We start from the raw sequence: 16,381 nt of genomic DNA, 5'->3' as shown, positions 1-16,381 counted from the left end.
ACGGGCCGATCGGGCCCCTGGACAGTTAGGGAAGCCATCCCTAATCTACAGTCTGTAGCAGCAAGGTTAGGCACGCCTTACCGGAAAGGACGTCGATGCTCGCCACCTACCTCATCGGCCTGCGCGAGGGCCTCGAGGCCACGCTGGTGGTCAGCATCGTCATCGCCTTCCTGGTCAAGGCCGGTCGCAAGGACCGGCTGCCGCAGGTCTGGGCCGGCGTCGGCCTCGCCGTGGTGCTCTCGGTCGGGTTCGGCTGGCTGCTCAGCTACACCTCGACCACGCTGCTGCAGAAGTACGAGCACCGCGAGCTCTTCGAGGCGATCACGTCGATCCTGGCCGTGGTCTTCGTCACCTGGATGATCTTCTGGATGCGGCGGGCGGCCCGCTCGATCGCCGGTGAGCTGCGCGGCAAGCTCACCGACGCCCTCGCCGTCGGCTCGCTGGCGGTGGCGCTGATGGCGTTCCTCGCGGTGGTCCGCGAGGGGCTCGAGACCTCGCTGATCTTCTACTCCGCGGTGCAGGGGGCGAGCATCAACGGCGGCCCGCTCTACGCGCTGCTCGGGGGCATCGTCACCGCCGTCCTGCTCGGCTATCTGATGTACGCCACCGCGGTGCGCATCAACCTGACGGTCTTCTTCACGGTGACCGGCGTGCTGCTCATCCTCGTCGCCGCGGGCATCCTCAAGTACGGCGTGCACGACCTGCAGGAGGCCGACGTCGTGCCCGGCCTCAACACCCTCGCGTACGACATCAGCGGCGCGCTGGACCCGAACGCCTGGTACACCGCGCTGCTCACCGGCATGTTCAACGTCACCCCGACCGCCACCGTGCTCGAGGTCACGGCATGGGTGCTCTACGCCGTACCCGTGCTCTTCCTGTTCCTCAAACCGGCCGCGAAGAAGCCGGCCGCCGTTCCCGTGCAGTCATAGGAGTCGCAGTGCGCAAATCCCCCGTTCTGTTCGCCGTCGTGGCGGTCTGCTCGCTGACCGCCTGCGGCTCCGGCGATTCGAGCACGGACGAGGCCGCCGGTGGCCCGATCGCGGTCAAGGCCACCGACTCCAGCTGCGAGGTCGGCCGGACCACGGTGGACGCCGGCACGAGCGTGTTCGCCATCACCAACGGCGGGCAGAAGGTCACCGAGTTCTACGTGTACGCCCCCGGCGACCGCGTGATGGCCGAGGTGGAGAACATCGCGCCCGGGCTGTCGCGCAACCTGCACGTCGAGCTGCCCGCCGGCACGTACGAGACGGCGTGCAAGCCCGGCATGATCGGCAAGGGCATCCGGAGCGCGCTGACCGTCTCGGGCTCGGCGCCCGCGCTCACCGAGGACGCCAAGCTCGCCGACGCCACCACCAGCTACTCGCGCTACGTCAAGAGCCAGACCAGCGCGCTGGAGACCAGGACCGCCGAGTTCGTGGCCGCGGTCAAGGCCGGCAAGGTCGACGAGGCCAAGGCGCTGTTCCCGATCGCGCGCACCTACTGGGAGCGCATCGAGCCGGTGGCCGAGATCTTCGGCGACCTCGACCCGCGGATCGACGGCCGCGAGGAGGTCACCGAGGAGGGCATGAAGTTCGGCGGCTTCCACCGCATCGAGAAGGACCTGTGGGCCGCCAAGCCCGACATCAGCAAGGACGGGCCGATCGCCGACCAGCTGATGGCCGACGTCAAGGAGATCGTGCAGAAGGCCAACGCCGAGAAGCTGTCCCCGCTGCAGCTCGCCAACGGCGCCAAGGGCCTTCTCGACGAGGTCGCCTCCGGCAAGATCACCGGCGAGGAGGACCGCTACTCGCACACCGACCTGTGGGACTTCAACGCCAACGTCGAGGGCTCGAAGGCCGCGATCGCGTCGCTGCGCCCGGTGCTCGAGGAGCGCGACCCCGAGCTGGTCAAGACGCTGGACACCGAGTTCGCCAACGTCGACGCCGCGCTGACGAAGCACCGCGAGGGCGACGGCTGGAAGCTGCACAACAAGCTCACCCAGGCCGACCTCAAGGCCCTGTCGGACGCCATCAACGCGCTCGCGGAGCCGATCAGCAAGGTCGCCGCGGTCGTCGCGAAGAAGGCCTGACCATGGCGTGGAGGGTGTCACGCCGGCGGGCTCTCACGCTCGCCGGCGCCGGCCTGGGCGCGGGCGCGGCCGGCATCGCGGGCGGCGTCGCGCTGACCCGCGACCAGCCCGCCAAGGCGGTCTCGGACAGCGTGGCGTTCACCGGCGAGCACCAGGCCGGCATCGTCACGCCCGCGCAGGACCGGCTGCACTTCGTCGCGTTCGACGTCATCACCAAGGACCGCGACCGGCTGGTCCGCATGCTCAAGGAGTGGACGGCCGCGGCCGCGCGGATGACCGCCGGCCGGGACGCGGGCGAGATCGGCGCGGTCGACGGTGTGCCCGAGGCGCCGCCCGACGACACCGGCGAGGCGCTCGGCCTGTCCGCCTCCTCGCTCACGCTCACCATCGGCTTCGGCCCGGACCTGTTCCGCAAGGACCGGTTCGCTCTGGCCGACCGGCGGCCCGCCGCGCTGGAGCCGCTCCCCCGTTTCACCGGCGACGCGCTCGAGGACGCCATCTCCGGCGGCGACATCGCGATCCAGGCCTGCGCCGACGATCCGCAGGTGGCGGTCCACGCCGTACGCAACCTCGCCCGCATCGGGATGGGCACGGTCAGCGTCCGCTGGTCGCAGCTGGGCTTCGGGCGCACGTCGTCGACCGCGGCCGGCCAGGCCACGCCGCGCAACCTGTTCGGCTTCAAGGACGGCACCCGCAACCTCAAGGCCGAGCAGACCGACCTGCTGCGCGAGCACCTCTGGGTGCAGCCCGGCGACGGCCCCGACTGGATGACCGGCGGCTCGTACCTGGTCACCCGCAAGATCCGCATGCTGATCGAGACGTGGGACCGCAGCTCGCTGGCCGAGCAGGAAGCGATCATCGGGCGCACCAAGGGAACCGGCGCGCCGCTGGGCGCGAAGGGCGAGTTCGACGAGCCCGACCTGACCGCGGTCGGCGCCGACGGCGAGCCGCTGGTGGCCACCACCTCGCACATGCGGCTGGCCCACCCGGACACCAACAAGGGCGCCCGGATGCTGCGCCGCGGCTACAACTTCGTGGACGGCTCCGACGGCCTCGGCCGCCTCAACGCCGGGCTGTTCTTCATCGCCTACCAGCGCGACCCGCGGACGGCGTTCATCCCGGTGCAACGCAGCCTCGCCGCCAACGACGACCTCAACGAGTACATCCGGCACGTCTCCAGCGCCGTCTTCGCCTGCCCGCCGGGCCTGACCGGCCCCGACGACTTCTGGGGCCGGGCGCTGTTCAGCTGACCGCCGGCGCTTCCTCGTCGCCGGCCGCCAGCTGACGGAAGCGTTCGGCCTCGGCCCGGTCGTGCTCCGCGCCCTCGCGGTCGGCCGCCGCCGCCCGCCGATGCTCCGCGGCGCGCTGCCGGTGGGTCTCGGGGTCGCCCACGCCCTCGTCGGCGAGCTGCTCGTGCAGCGCCGCGGCGCGCTCGTGGACGAGGGCCGACGACTCCTCGGCGTCGCCGGCGCGATCGGCGGCCGACGCGGCGGCCTCGCGCGCCCGGTCGACGTGCTCGCGGGCGGACGCGAGCCGGCCGGCCGGCGATCCGTGCCCCTCGCGGATCTGGTCCTCGACCTCGCGCCGGCGCTGCGCCAGCTCGGCGCGGCGTTCGCGCAGCTCGGCGAGGCGGTTGCGGGCCTTCTCGGCGGCGTCATCGCTGTGCTGGGTGACGTCCTCGTTCACACCGTCAGCGTAGTCGCGATTGTCGGCTGTGCGGTGCGTCTGAAGGGGGTGCGGCGGCGTCCCCGGGCCGGGAGGGAGGACGCCGTCGCACCTGCCCTGGAGGAAGGTCGGAGACCGGACGAGTGCCCGGGCAGTCGTCGGTGTCCTCGGCGTACCCGGCGGCACGGGCTCCAACCGGGTCCGTTTTCCCGCCATCTCCGCGGGTACGCGCCCGGCCGTGACATCGAGATCGAACAACATCCTGTCCGGGGCGCTGCTGGGTCTCGGGATCGCCGCGTTCGCCGACGAGACCATCTTCCACCAGCTGCTGCACTGGCATCACTTCTACGACAAGTCGACGCCGGCCGTGGGGCTGATCTCGGACGGGCTCTTCCACGCCGTCAGCTTCTTCGCCACGGTGGCCTCGCTGTACCTGCTGTCCACACTGCGCCGCCGGGGCGACTTCCATCCCCGTACGTGGTGGGGCGGCCTGCTCACCATGGCCGGCGTCTTCCAGCTGTACGACGGCACGGTGCAGCACAAGGTCATGGGGCTGCACCAGATCCGGTACGACGTGGACCTCACCGCGTACGACTGGACCTGGAACATCATCGCCGCGCTGCTCATCGCCGCCGGGGTGGCGCTGCTCGCCCGGTCGCGCGTGGCGGTGCGGGCTTGATCACGGCGTTGCTGCTGGGCGCCGCCATCGCGTACGGGACGGCGACGGCCCGGCTGCGCCGCCGGGGCACCGGCTGGCCGCCCGGGCGCGCACTCGCCTGGTACGCCGGTCTCGCCGCGGCGGCCGCGGCCGGGTTCGGCCACCACCACGACTTCCGCGCGCACATGTCGGCGCACCTGCTGCTGGGCATGGGCGCGCCGCTGCTGCTGGTGCTCGGCCGGCCCGTCACCCTGCTGCTGCGGGCGCTGCCGGTGCGCCCGGCCCGTCGCGTCGCGCGCGTGCTGCGGACGCGTCCCGTCCGGTTCCTCACCCATCCCGTGACCGCGGCCGTGCTCGACGCCGGCGGGCTGTGGCTGCTTTCCACGACCAGCCTGTACGCCGCCATGGCGCACCCGCTCGTGCAGGCGCATCTGCTGCTGGCCGGCTACCTGTTCACCGCGTCGATCGTCGGGCGCGACCCGGCGCCGCACCGGCCGGGGCCGCTCACCCGCGGCACGGTGCTGCTCGCCTTCGTCGCCGCGCACGGCATCCTGGCCAAGCACCTGTTCGGTCACCCGCCCGCGGGGGTGCCGGCGGCCGACGCCGAGGCGGGCGCGCAGATCATGTACTACGGCGGCGACCTGCTGCACCTGACCGTGATCGTGCTGTTCTTCCGCGAGCTGTTCCCGGCGCCGGCGGGCGCCCGGCCGGCGTGGCGGCTGGTTTCCGCGGGCCCGGCCGGGGAACTCAGGGACCATGCAGCCAGAGACTCCGACGCAGCCGTTGCCGATCGCCCGGGTGAACGTGGGCATGTCCGTCGCCGACTCGGCGGGTGAGGACGTCGGCAAGGTAACCGCCGTGCAGATGCCGGGCACGACCGTGCGCCCCGACGTGGCCGCGGGCATCGCCGAGCGCCTGCAGGCCTCCGGTTACTTCCGCATCGACGGCACCGGCTTCCTCTCCAACGACGTTTACGCGTCCGGCGACCAGATCGCCGAGTCCGTCGAGGGTGAGCCCGCCACCGTCACCCTCTCGGTGCCGCGCGGGGAACTCTTCCGCACGGAGAGCTGACGGCATGACATATCGTGCCTGAGTGATTGCAATCCGTCACTCGGGAGGCCCGATGGTCCGCCGCTGGCATCTCGCCGTCCTCGGCACGCTCGCCGTCTTCGCGCTGGCGTGCGAGGCCGGGGCCGGCGGGGCGGGCGGCCCGGACTCCGAGCCCACCGGGCCGGCCGCGAAGGGCTATCCGTCCTCGATGGCCGCGCTCGGCGACTCGATCACGGCCGGCTTCGGCAGCTGCGGGGCGTACGTCGTGTGTGGCCGCAACTCGTGGTCGACGGGCACGGCCGACGCCGTGGACAGCCACTACCGCCGCATCCTGGCCAAGAACCCGAAGATCAGGAACAGGGCGCGCAACTTCGCCCGGCCCGGCGCCGAGGCCGGCGCCCTGGCCACCCAGGCCGCGCAGGCCGTCGACATGAAGGCGCAGTACGTCACCGTGCTCATCGGCGCGAACGACGCGTGCGCCCCGTCGCCCGCCGGGATGACCTCGGTCGCCACGTTCCGCCGCGAGATCGACCGCGGGCTCACCCGCCTCCGCAAGGGCCTGCCCAAGGCGACCGTGATGGTGGCGAGCATTCCCGACCTGTACCGCCTCTGGCAGCTCGGCCGCAACGACGACCGCGCCGTACGGGCCTGGAACCGCTTCGACATCTGCCCCGCGATGCTGACGTCCACCGACGCGCAGCGCCGGCAGGTGCGCGAGCGCATCGACGACTACAACGCCGAGCTCGCGCAGGCCTGCGACGCGTACGGCTCCCGCTGCCGGTTCGACGACGACGTGCACGAGACCAGCTTCAGCCTCGACCTGGTGAACCAGGTGGACTACTTCCACCCCAACGCCCGCGGCCAGGCGGAGCTCGCCGACGTGACATATTCCTGGAAGTAACGCAACCTCTCACACCTCCGGCGCCGACATACAGGCGAGAAGGACGGGGAGGAACGGATGCGGGCCCAGGACGAACAGGAGTACGTCGAATACGTGCGGGTGCGGCTGCCGCGCCTGCACCGCATGGCGTACATGCTCTGCTCGGACGGCTTCCAGGCCGACGACATCGTGCAGGCCACCCTCACCGCGCTGTACGTGCACTGGCGCAGGGCGGCCGCGGCCGACAACCTCGACGCGTACGTGCACCGCATCATGGTCCGCCGCTACCTCGACGAGCGGCGCCGGCGGTGGTCGCGCGTGCTGCTCGGCGACCACGTGCCCGACACGGCCCAGGCGATGCCCGCGGCCGACGAGGGCTTCGGCGAACGGGACGCGCTGGCCGCCGCCCTGCGCGCGCTGCCCAAGGGCCAGCGCGCCGTGGTGGTGCTGCGCTACTTCGGCGACCTGACCGTCGAGCAGACGGCCGAGGCGCTGGGCTGCTCGACCGGCAACGTGAAGAGCCAGTGTGCCCGCGGCCTGCAGAACCTGCGCGGGGCGCTCGATCCGGTTCCGGCCGTCCGCACGGCTCCGAAGGACGAAGTGGGGAAACGATCGTGAACGAGGACGAACAGCAGCTGCGGGACAGGCTCGAGGCCATCACCCCGCCGCCGAGCCGGCTCGAGGTGGACGCGCTGGTGGACGCGGGCCGGCGCCGCTCCTTTCGCCGCCGCTCGTGGCAGGCGGCGGGCGGGGTGGCGCTCGCGACCGGCGCTCTGGTGGCGGTGCCCGCCGTCGTGAGAGGAACGCCCACCGCGCCCCCGGCGCCCGTGGCCGCGCCGTCCTCGTCGTCCCCGGCCTCCCCCGCCGCCGTCAAGTGCCGCACGACGACGCTGCGCGCTCCCACCGGGGCCAAGGGCGCCGCCGCCGACGGGGTGGACCCGACCGGCCGCTACGTCATCGGGCACTGGTTCGAGGGCCAGAACTTCCGCCCGATCCTGTGGACCGACGGCGTGCCCAAGGCTCTCCCCACCGACGCCCCCTCGCTCGAGCTGAGCTCGGTGAACGCCCGCGGCGTGGTGGCCGGGCTCGCCAGCGAGGGCAACCGCGACTACGTCGTGCGCTACGAGAACGGCGAATACACCCGGATGCGTACGCCCACAGGCTCCTGGCACGTCTATCCCGTGCCGGTCATGAACGCCGCGGGCGACATCGTCATCAACGCCGAGCCGCAGGGCAACTCCGGCGGCGAGGGCGTCATCGCGCTGCTCTGGAAGGCGGGCGCCCCGGCCGCGGTCAAGCTGCCCCTGCCCGCGGGCGCTCACGTCTACGACATCACCGACGACGGCACGATCGTGGGCGGCATCTACGAGGACGGCATGGCCCGGGTCCCGTACGCGTGGGACGAGCACGGCAACGGCCGGCGGCTGCAGTCCCCGGCCGGCTCGGGTTCCGTGGCGTACGCCGCCGCCGGCACCTGGGCCACCGGCGGCGTCTGGCCCGCCGGCGGCGACGGCTCCCCCGTCCGCTGGAACCTGACGACCGGCAAGTACACCCGCCTGACCGCCGACGGTCCCGGCGACGGCGTCAACAGCAGCGGCTGGATCCTCGCCGCCGGCAAGCTGTTCCGCGACACGAAGCCCGTCACCCTGCCCGCTCCGCGCGGCCAGCTCGCCACCGCCCGGGGTGTCTCCGACACCGGCCTGGTCGTCGGCCACGTGCAGACAGTGGACGACAACGGCACCGTCGGAGCCCGCGCCTGGCAGTGCTGAGCCGGGCCGGAGGTCGGATCAGCCGATGCCGTACGCCCGGAAGACGGTGACCTCGGTGTAGGCGCCGCCGGCGACCGTGGCGCGGACCTTCAGGGCCACGGCGCTGGTCTTCGGGTTGGGGACGGTCGCGTACCAGGTGCCGCCGACCTTCGAGACCGGCACGGCGCGCCACGTCTTGCCGCTGTCGGGGGACATCTGCGCGGTCATCCTGCTCAGCTTCGGGTCGGTGCCGCGCTTGGCGTCCGGGTCGACCGCGCCCCGGAGCAACCTGATGGCGACCTTGGTCCTGCTACCGGCCTTGGCCCTGTTGGTCAGGCTGAGGCCGGTGGGCAGCAGGTGCACGGAGTAGACCCCGGCCAGCGCGCTGGCGTTCGGCTTGCTCTGGAAGCGGTACGTCACCCGGCTGGTCGTGGACAGCATCCCGGACGGATAGGTGATCTCCGGGTAGTAGCGGGTGGCGGTGTTGGTGAGCGTGTACCAGCCGGCCTTCTTGACCGTGTAGTACATGTGGGTCAGGTCCGGTTCCCAGCCCTTGTCCTGCTTGGTGGTGACCGTCTTCCCGCCGAACTGGAGGGTCGCCAGGGCCTTGTCGCCGCCCTCGACCGAGCCGTCGCGGGGGTATCCCGGGTCGGCGAACATCTCGTTGAGCCCGAACATGATCCGGCCGCGGATCGTGACCGGCAGCTGCGCGCTGGGGCCCCAGGCCGAGTTGAAGAAGTTCAGCTGGTACGACTTCCCGGCGCTGACCGTGCGCTTGGCGAAGTAGCCGCCGATGTTGTAGGTCTGGCCGGACTTGGTGGCCGCCGACGACTCGACCCGGACGTGCCACGTGCCGGGCGAGACCAGGACGTTGGTGGCGGTCGGCCGGTCGGTGCCGCCCAGCCCGGCGTACAGGTCGTTGCCGCACCCGCCGGTGATCGCCTGCATCGCCAGGTCGGAGTAGATCGAGCCGGCCGGGCCGCGCTTCTGCACCACCTTCACCGTGGCCAGCTGGCTGCGGCTGAACGTCCGGCCCAGACCGCCCGGCACGCCGTTGGCCTGGTGCAGCACCGCGTAGCCGGTGGAGGTGCCGGAGTGGTCGGTCCACGAACCGAGCGCCGCGAACCCGAGGTACTTCGAGGCGAACGGGACGATGTACAGCTTCGTGCCAGGGAAGGCGGACGCTTCCACGCCGGTGCTCGCGCTGGCCTTGGCGCAGATGCGCATGGTGATGGAGCGCTCGAGGCCCGTCGGGGCGGGGCTCAGCGCGAGCCCGACCCCCTTGCCCTGCCGGGCGTCGATCGTCAGCTTGGTCGAGCCGGACACCTTCGCGGCCTTGCCGGACAACGTGATCGTGTTGCCGGTGGTCACCGAGGTCAGGACGGCGTACGTGCCCTTGGGCAGCTTCTTGGCGGCGCCGGAGCTCGCCGAGTAGTTCGCGCCGGTCGTGACGTCGATCAGCTGCAACCCCGCCTTGACCTTGGCGCCGTTGCGGTTCAGCACGGTGACGGTGAGGGTGTGGGTGGCTGCCACGGCGGCGCCGCCCACGCCCAGCAGCAGCGCTGGGACCACGGCGAGGGCCAGCACGCGGCCGAGGCGGGCACGCTTGACGAGAGAGAGCATGGTGATCCCTGCGGCGATCGGACGGGGGTGCGGAGCCGCGATCATGCCATAGACGACGGTACGGTGTCGTCCCCTTCTCGTCCCCGTTGCCGCCGCAGTCCGGGCTCAGCGGCGGCGCGCGGGTGGTGCGGCCCAGACGAAGCGGGGCGCGGCGGCCGCGGGCAGCGCCAAGGCGCGGTAGGTGGGCTCGACCGGGCGCCCGCGGTCCGGGGGACGCCAGATGGGGGGTGGGCCCCACCAGATGACGCGCTCGCCGGACGGCTCGGGCAGCACCGGCAGGGGCGGGGCTCCCAGCGCGGGCCGCGGCGGCTGCGGGGCCAGGGCGGACGGGCCGGCGGGAACGGCCTCCTCCTCGGGGGCCTCGACGTGGGTGGCGTGGGTGGCGGGGGCGGTGGCCAGCACGACGGCGGCGCCGACGGTGAGGGCGCAGGCCACGCCGGCGGGGAGCAGCCAGCCCTCGCGGACGGTGTCGCCGAGGAACACCACGGCGACGACCGACGGGGCCATCACCTCGGCGGTCCAGTGGATGGCGGTGACCGGGCCGACGTCGCCGTGCTGCAGGGCACTGGCGTACAGGGTCATGCCAGTGCCGGCGAAGACCAGCAAAGCCGCGGTCATGGGCTCGGTGACCAGCGCCAGCGCGGTCTCGGCGGCGCCGGCGGACTCGGGCAGCGGCAGGGAGCGGCCGACCAGGGCGGCGCCGCCCAGGGAGAGGCCGGCGCAGGCCGCGAGGACGCCGCCGGGGGCGTTGACCTTGGTGGCGCCATAGCCGACCAGCACCATCGCGGCGGCGGCGCCGCAGAGGGCGAAGCGCAGCTCGTCGGAGGTGTGCACCTCGTCCTGCGCGCCGGCCGAGAAGGCCAGGAACGTCAGCGAAGCGATGGTCACCAGGACCGCCACGGCGTCGCGGCGGCGCAGGCGGGAGCCGAGCACGACGCGGGCGCCGATGACGGTGAGGGCCAGGGAGCCCGCGAGGATCGACTCGACGACGTAGACGGCCAGCGTCTGCAACGCGACGATCGCGCCGACCCAGGCGAGCATGTCGAAGAAGATGCCGGCCAGGTAGAGGGGATGGGCCATGGTCTGCGCGGTGCCGACGCTGCGGCGGGCGCTCACGCCCTGCAGGATCGAGGCGGTCGCGTAGCAGAGCGACCCGAAGACGGTGATCGCCAGCGCGAACCAGCCCGCGCCAGTCATCGCGCCAGCCAGGTTCCGTGACGCTGGGTCGATCGAGCAATCACGATCCGATGATATGCGCCGGGCGGTTTGTTAGATAGTGGCGGTTGCGAGAACTTGTCCCGCATACGTCTCGACCTGCACCGCCGAGACGTCCGCCGGAGCCACCAGCGCGCTGCCGTCCACGGTGGTGCCGTCGGCCGCCACATCGTCGCTGACCAGCCAGCTTCCGGCGAACTCGCGCGAGCCGTCGCGGGCCACGACGTAGAGCCGGCACTGCGAGCCGGCGGGAATCCCGGCAACTGTGGCACGCAGCCGGACCCAGCCGGCCGCGGGCGTCACCGTGACGTTTACCGACGTGCCGGTGGCCGCGTCGGCTGCCGTCAGCGTCTGCGGGTTCACCGCCGCGGGCGGCCCGGCGAGCTGCTCGGTGGAGGCGGTGGACCGGCCGAGGAACAGGCCTGCCGCGACGGCGATCAGCGCGGCCGCCACCGCCGCGAGCGTCCACAGCGCACCACGCCGCCGGCTCTCCCCGCGCCGCTCCTCGCGCACCTGGCGCAGGGTCCTGTGCAGCAGCACGTCGCCGTCTGGCGGCGGGCCCTCCAGGAACGCCTCCGGCGGGATCTCGCCGAGCCGTTCCTCCAGAGCGCGCAGGTCGCCGACCTCGCGCCGGCACTGCGGGCAGTCCTCGACGTGGGCGTGCACCGCGGCCCACTCGTCGTCGTCGAGGACACCCAGGGCGTACGCCCCGAGCTGCTCGGTCTGGTGACCGCTCATCCGGCCGCTCCCATCGGCTCACCGGCGAGCGCCTCCCGCAGCCGGCGCAACGCCTGGTAACTGCGGGACTTCACGGTCTCGGCCGGTAGGCCGAGCGACGCCGCCGCCTCCTTGACGTCACGACCCTGGAAGTACAACTGGTTCAACACCTCGCGGTGTTCGGCCGGAATCGCGCCCATCGCGGCGAGCATCTCCATCGGCCCGTCGGGCACGGCACGCCCGCGCGACGCCGCCACCCCCCGCACGATCGCGAACAGATACGCGCGTACGGCACCCCGCTCCCCGCTCAGCGCGGCCGGCTCCGACCAGGCCCGCACCAGCGTCTCGCGGACGACCTCCTCGGCCGGCGCACGGTCGCCGGTCAGCCTCGTCGCATACGCCAGAAGGGCAGCGCCGTGCTCGGCGAACAGCCGCCGGACCAGCACCTCACCGGCACCGCCCTCGCGCCGGCTCACTCCCCCACCCGCAGCACGGAGATCGTGTCGTCGCCGCCGTTGGACACGTACGCCAACCGGCCGTCGGGCGACACCCCGACCGTCCGCGGGCTCGCGCCCACCCGGACCGTGGCGGTGACCGCCCCCGTACGCCCGTCGAGCACCGACACCGTGCCGCTGCCCTCGTTGACCACGTACCCGTACCGGCTGTCGGCCGAGAACGCCACGCTCTGCGGGTCGCGGCCCACCTTGAACGGCCCGGTGCGCTTGAGCGTGACCGCGTCGATGAGGTTGGCGGTGTCGGCCTCGTAACCCGCCACCAGCGCCATCCGCCCCTCCGGCGAGACCGCGATGCTGTGCGGCGCCTTGGACACCGCGATGCTCTCGATCACCTTGTTGGTGCGCATGTCGATCACCGACACCGCGTTGGACTCGTGGTTGGCGGTGAACGCGCGCATCTGGTCGCCGGCGAAGCCCACGGCGTGCGGGTTGGGCCGCACCGGCAGCTCGGCCTCCATCCGCAGCGTGCCGGGGCTGAAGATCTCGAGCCGGCCGTCGCTGTGGATCGGCACCCAGAGCCGGTTGTCGGGCGCGACGGCCAGTGTGTACGGCATGTGGCCGGTGTCGAGGTAGCGCACGACCTTGCGGCTGCGGGCGTCGACCACCGCGACGCCGCTGCCGGTGTGCTTGTCGTCCTCGTACATCGAGACGAACACCGTGTTGCCGTCGCGCGAGGTGGTCACGAACCGCGGCTTGTTGCGCAGCTGCACCGGCGTGACCTTGCGGGTGGCGGCGTCCACGACCGACAGGATGCGGCTGCCCTGATTGGCCACGTACACCGTGCGGCCGTCGGGCGAGACCACCACGCCCTCGGGCTCGGCGCCGACGCGGATCGTGCCGATCACGGCGGGGCTGGCGAGGCTGCGGACCCGCGCGGCGAGCGGGACCCGCGTGACCTGCGGCGTGGGGTCGGCGGCCTGGACCGACGCCGTCGGCTGCGCCGGAACGGGCTGGGTGGGCGCGGCGACCAGCGGCGTGTCGGCGCCGCCGCCGTCGTTGAGCACGGCCATCGCGACGCCCGCGCCGCCGAGCACGACCAGCGTGGTCAGGATCGCGACGAGCACCGTGGTGCCGAGCTGGCGGCGCGCGGGCGGAGGAGGCGCGGGCAGCACGGTGACGCGGGCGGGGCCGTAGCCACCGGCGACCATGCCCCCGTCGTACGTCCGCATGCCCTCGGGCTCGGCGCCGCGCGAGGTCCCGTACGCCCGGGTCTGGTCGGAAACGGTCGCGGCCGCCGACGTGGCGAACGGGACCGAGGCCTCCGCCACCTGGCCGGTGACCCGCACGTCGGCCCAGCCGGCCGGGCCGCGGACGGTGACCGAGCCGTCCAGCCAGTCGGAGCGCGGCAGCCACATGATCCGCAGCGTGCGGTCGTGGATCATCGCGCGCAGCCCCGGACCCGAGACGGTGACCGTGGCGCCCGCGACGGCCAGCGGCGGCCCGTCGACGCGCACGTCGGCGACCAGCCGCGGGGTCTCGGCGGCGACCACGCCGAAGTCGATGCGGTCCGGGTCGACGCGCACGGCCGTACGCTCCAGGGCCGCGGCTGCGGCGGCCGAGACGCTGCGGCTGTCGTCCTCCATGAGCTGCTGGAGGGCGCGCCGTGCGGCGGCGGCCATGGCGAGGTCGGCGCCCCACGCCATCCGGGCGAGCTCGTCGACCGCGGTCAGCCGAGACTCCCGGATCGGACTGCCGATCTCGGTCAACACACTCTGCGGTAGCCCAGTTTCACTCATAGTGTCCCCGCGATCATCATGCGGTGACATCGGGCCACTTAGGAAGGTCTGCGGACCCAAGTTGGCACGCTCACGTGTTGAGCTGCCAGATGCTCAGGTTGAGCGCGGAGGCGTACGTGACCCAGGCCCAGTACGGCAGCAGCAGCACCGCGGCCGGCCGCCGCACACGCCGGAAGGCGACCACGGTCGCGCCGATGAGCAGCCACAACACCGCGATGTCCGCGAAGGCCAGCCCGTACTGACCGGCGCCGAAGAACAGCGGCGTCCAGATCGCGTTGAGCACGAGCTGCGCCGTCCACAGCCACAGCGGCACCGTGAACCCCACGCGCCGCCAGGCCAGCCACCCGGCCAGCGCGATCATCACGTAGAGCACGGTCCAGACCGGCCCGAACACCGCCGACGGCGGCGCCCACGAGGGCTGTCGCAGGCCGTTGTACTCGGCGCTGGTGCCGGCCACTCCGAGCCCGCCGATCGCGGCCGCCACGAAAACGGCCGCGCCGAACCCCGCCAGCGCGAGCCGGGTGTGCGGGCGCGTGTGCACGGCGGCCTGGCTCATACGGGCGCAATGCCCGCGCCGGGCGGGATGAAACGGACAACGACCGCAACGTTGACCCGGCCCCGGGCCAACTTCGGGAAATCGCTCCTACAGTCGATGAATGGAGATGGAGGTGCTCCGTCCCGCCGGCGGCGGCGACCCGCCCCCGGAGGCCGTGGAGCCGAAGCCCCCGCCCTGGTGGAAGCGCGCCGAGCTGCGGCGCAAGCTGGCCATCGCGGCGGTGGCGGTGTGGGCGCTCGCGATCACGGCCGTGGTGCTGTGGCCCGGCGGGGACGAAGCGGACGCACCGGCCCGATCGCTGCCCTCCGCCTCGCCGTCCGCCTCCGGCGCGCCGCTCACCGTGTCGGAGGTCTACCAGGCGCTGCGGCCCTCGGTCGTGCTGATCAAAGCCGGCAACGACAGCGGCACCGGCGTGATCGTCAACGCCGACGGCACGATCCTCACGGCCTTCCACGTGGTGCGGGAAGCACGCACGATCACCGTCGCGTACGCCGACGGAACCGAGTCGCCGGCCACGGTCGCGAACTCCAGCGCGGCGCAGGACATCGCCACCCTCAAGCCGCAGAAACTGCCCGAGACTCTCGTGCCCGCTGTGCTCGGCGGCGGCGCGGCGGTCGGCGACGCCGTGGTGGCGATCGGCAACCCGCTCGGCCTGACCGCCACCACGACCAGCGGCGTCGTCTCGGGACTCGAGCGCACGCTGAGCCGCGACGAGGGCGGCGACATCGCGGGGCTGATCCAGTTCGACGCGGCGGTCAACCCGGGCAGCTCCGGCGGCCCGCTCATCGACGATCAGGGCCGGGTGATCGGCATCGTGGTGGCGCTCGCGAACCCGACCGACGCCGGCACCTTCATCGGCATCGGCTTCGCGGTCCCCATCGGGGCCGCGGTCGGCGCCGGTGAGGGCGACGGGCAGAACCCACCACTGTGAGAGATCCGAGGACGGACGCATGAACTATCACCGGCCCGACGCCCCGCCCGCCTCCGCCGGGCCGATCGAGAAGGTGCTCTACGAGGTCAAGAAGACCATCGTGGGGCAGGACCTGCTGCTGGAGCGGCTGCTGGTCGCGCTGCTCGCCCGCGGGCACATCCTGGTCGAGGGCGTGCCGGGGCTGGCCAAGACGCTCGCGGTGAAGTCGCTGGCCGAGGCGATCGGCGGCGACTTCCACCGGGTGCAGTTCACCCCCGACCTGGTGCCCGCCGACATCGTGGGCACCCGCGTCTACCACCAGCCGACCGGCGAGTTCCAGGTGCAGCTCGGCCCGGTGTTCACCAACCTGCTGCTCGCCGACGAGATCAACCGGGCGCCCGCCAAGGTGCAGTCCGCGCTGCTCGAGGTCATGCAGGAACGCCAGGTCACGATCGGCCGCGAGACCCACATGGTGCCCGATCCGTTCCTGGTCATGGCCACCCAGAACCCGATCGAGACCGAGGGCACCTATCCGCTGCCCGAGGCGCAGACCGACCGGTTCATGATGAAGGTGATCGTCGGCTATCCGAGCGTCACCGAGGAGTTCGTCGTCGTCGAGCGCGCGCTGCTGCCGGCCGCGGTCATCGGGCGCATCATCAACCCGGAGACGCTGGTCGGGCTGCAACGACAGGCCGACCAGGTGTACGTCGACCCGTCGCTCATCGAGTTCGCGGTGCAGCTCGCGCACGCCACCCGCGATCCGGCGCGCATCGGCCTGACCGACCTGGCGCGGTACGTGACGTTCGGGGCCAGCCCGCGGTCCTCGATCAGCCTGGTGCTCGCCGCCCGCGCGCTCGCGTTCATCCGCGGCCGCGAGTACGTCGTACCGGAAGATCTGACCGACCTGGCCCTGGACGTGATGCGGCACCGGCTCGTGCTCTCCTACGAGGCGCTGTCGGACGACGTGACCGCCGACGTGATCCTGCAGAAGGTGCTGGCCAACGTGGCGATCCCGGAACCGGCCGGACGCGGGCGCTGAC

At 72.6% G+C, this 16,381-nt stretch carries 18 protein-coding genes; 11 read left to right on the top strand and 7 right to left on the bottom strand.

Going from position 1 to position 16,381, the window contains the following annotated elements; genetic code table 11:
• Window positions 1-95 precede the first annotated feature (95 nt).
• Genes efeU through efeB form a run of 3 tightly spaced genes read left to right on the top strand, consistent with a single transcriptional unit; the run spans window position 96 to window position 3,318 of the window.
• Window positions 96-929 carry an iron uptake transporter permease EfeU gene (efeU, locus tag ACSNN8_RS19025; protein WP_436650544.1) on the top strand — a complete coding sequence of 278 codons (834 nt, stop codon included), beginning with the start codon at window positions 96-98 and terminating at the stop codon, window positions 927-929.
• Window positions 930-937: 8 nt separating this feature from the next.
• Window positions 938-2,068 (top strand): iron uptake system protein EfeO, encoded by a 1,131-nt coding sequence (gene efeO / locus ACSNN8_RS19020; RefSeq protein WP_436650543.1) that lies wholly within the window; start codon window positions 938-940, stop codon window positions 2,066-2,068.
• Between the two features lie 2 nt (window positions 2,069-2,070).
• Window positions 2,071-3,318 (top strand): iron uptake transporter deferrochelatase/peroxidase subunit, encoded by a 1,248-nt coding sequence (efeB, locus tag ACSNN8_RS19015; RefSeq protein WP_436650542.1) that lies wholly within the window; start codon window positions 2,071-2,073, stop codon window positions 3,316-3,318.
• Here the strand turns inward: efeB and ACSNN8_RS19010 are convergent.
• On the bottom strand, window positions 3,311-3,754 hold the full coding sequence (locus tag ACSNN8_RS19010; RefSeq protein WP_436650541.1) for a hypothetical protein: 444 nt from the start codon (window positions 3,752-3,754) through the stop codon (window positions 3,311-3,313). The genes efeB and ACSNN8_RS19010 overlap by 8 nt on opposite strands.
• Window positions 3,755-3,971: 217 nt before the next feature.
• Between ACSNN8_RS19010 and ACSNN8_RS19005 the strand changes: the two genes are divergently transcribed.
• From ACSNN8_RS19005 to ACSNN8_RS18980, 6 genes are read left to right on the top strand one after another with little or no spacing between them, the layout of a single operon-like run.
• On the top strand, window positions 3,972-4,412 hold the full coding sequence (locus ACSNN8_RS19005; protein WP_436650540.1) for a DUF2243 domain-containing protein: 441 nt from the start codon (window positions 3,972-3,974) through the stop codon (window positions 4,410-4,412).
• A complete protein-coding gene (locus tag ACSNN8_RS19000) occupies window positions 4,409-5,227 on the top strand; it encodes a cytochrome c oxidase assembly protein (RefSeq protein WP_436650539.1) in 819 nt (272 codons plus the stop codon). The genes ACSNN8_RS19005 and ACSNN8_RS19000 overlap by 4 nt, the downstream gene beginning before the upstream one ends.
• Entirely contained in the window at window positions 5,202-5,462 is a 261-nt protein-coding gene (locus tag ACSNN8_RS18995; RefSeq protein WP_436650538.1) for a hypothetical protein, read from the top strand. Before ACSNN8_RS19000 ends, ACSNN8_RS18995 begins: the two co-directional genes overlap by 26 nt.
• A gap of 52 nt (window positions 5,463-5,514) precedes the next feature.
• On the top strand, window positions 5,515-6,342 hold the full coding sequence (locus ACSNN8_RS18990; protein WP_436650759.1) for a GDSL-type esterase/lipase family protein: 828 nt from the start codon (window positions 5,515-5,517) through the stop codon (window positions 6,340-6,342).
• Window positions 6,343-6,399: 57 nt separating this feature from the next.
• The gene (locus tag ACSNN8_RS18985) at window positions 6,400-6,939 is read left to right on the top strand and encodes a SigE family RNA polymerase sigma factor (RefSeq protein ID WP_436650537.1); all 540 of its coding nucleotides are present in this window, start codon (window positions 6,400-6,402) and stop codon (window positions 6,937-6,939) included.
• Window positions 6,936-8,090: a hypothetical protein gene (locus ACSNN8_RS18980; RefSeq protein WP_436650536.1), complete on the top strand. Its 1,155-nt coding sequence runs from the start codon at window positions 6,936-6,938 to the stop codon at window positions 8,088-8,090. Before ACSNN8_RS18985 ends, ACSNN8_RS18980 begins: the two co-directional genes overlap by 4 nt.
• A gap of 18 nt (window positions 8,091-8,108) precedes the next feature.
• Here the strand turns inward: ACSNN8_RS18980 and ACSNN8_RS18975 are convergent, their stop codons facing one another.
• The 6 genes from ACSNN8_RS18975 to ACSNN8_RS18950 all read right to left on the bottom strand — a co-directional run bounded on the left by ACSNN8_RS18975 (window position 8,109) and on the right by ACSNN8_RS18950 (window position 14,431).
• The gene (locus tag ACSNN8_RS18975; protein ID WP_436650535.1) at window positions 8,109-9,692 is read right to left on the bottom strand and encodes a hypothetical protein; all 1,584 of its coding nucleotides are present in this window, start codon (window positions 9,690-9,692) and stop codon (window positions 8,109-8,111) included.
• 105 nt (window positions 9,693-9,797) lie between these two features.
• Window positions 9,798-10,889 (bottom strand): hypothetical protein, encoded by a 1,092-nt coding sequence (locus ACSNN8_RS18970; RefSeq protein ID WP_436650534.1) that lies wholly within the window; start codon window positions 10,887-10,889, stop codon window positions 9,798-9,800.
• 72 nt (window positions 10,890-10,961) lie between these two features.
• The gene (locus ACSNN8_RS18965) at window positions 10,962-11,645 is read right to left on the bottom strand and encodes an anti-sigma factor family protein (protein ID WP_436650532.1); all 684 of its coding nucleotides are present in this window, start codon (window positions 11,643-11,645) and stop codon (window positions 10,962-10,964) included.
• A complete protein-coding gene (locus tag ACSNN8_RS18960) occupies window positions 11,642-12,100 on the bottom strand; it encodes a sigma factor (protein WP_436650531.1) in 459 nt (152 codons plus the stop codon). The genes ACSNN8_RS18965 and ACSNN8_RS18960 overlap by 4 nt, the downstream gene beginning before the upstream one ends.
• A complete protein-coding gene (locus ACSNN8_RS18955) occupies window positions 12,097-13,848 on the bottom strand; it encodes a YncE family protein (protein ID WP_436650530.1) in 1,752 nt (583 codons plus the stop codon). The genes ACSNN8_RS18960 and ACSNN8_RS18955 overlap by 4 nt, the downstream gene beginning before the upstream one ends.
• Before the next feature lie 97 nt (window positions 13,849-13,945).
• Window positions 13,946-14,431, bottom strand: coding sequence for a TspO/MBR family protein (locus tag ACSNN8_RS18950; protein ID WP_436650529.1), 486 nt, complete (start codon window positions 14,429-14,431; stop codon window positions 13,946-13,948).
• Window positions 14,432-14,531: 100 nt separating this feature from the next.
• Here ACSNN8_RS18950 and ACSNN8_RS18945 point away from each other — a divergent pair, with 100 nt between their 5' ends.
• Both ACSNN8_RS18945 and ACSNN8_RS18940 read left to right on the top strand, forming a co-directional pair.
• Window positions 14,532-15,362 (top strand): S1C family serine protease, encoded by an 831-nt coding sequence (locus ACSNN8_RS18945; protein WP_436650528.1) that lies wholly within the window; start codon window positions 14,532-14,534, stop codon window positions 15,360-15,362.
• A gap of 19 nt (window positions 15,363-15,381) precedes the next feature.
• Window positions 15,382-16,380: an AAA family ATPase gene (locus ACSNN8_RS18940; protein ID WP_436650527.1), complete on the top strand. Its 999-nt coding sequence runs from the start codon at window positions 15,382-15,384 to the stop codon at window positions 16,378-16,380.
• Window position 16,381 lies beyond the last annotated feature (1 nt).

Origin of the sequence: Actinoplanes sp. URMC 104, assembly GCF_051386375.1 — a bacterium.
Classification (GTDB): Bacteria; Actinomycetota; Actinomycetes; order Mycobacteriales; family Micromonosporaceae; genus Actinoplanes.
Note: the sequence above shows the minus strand (reverse complement) of the source record. Positions and strands in the feature narration are given on the sequence as shown.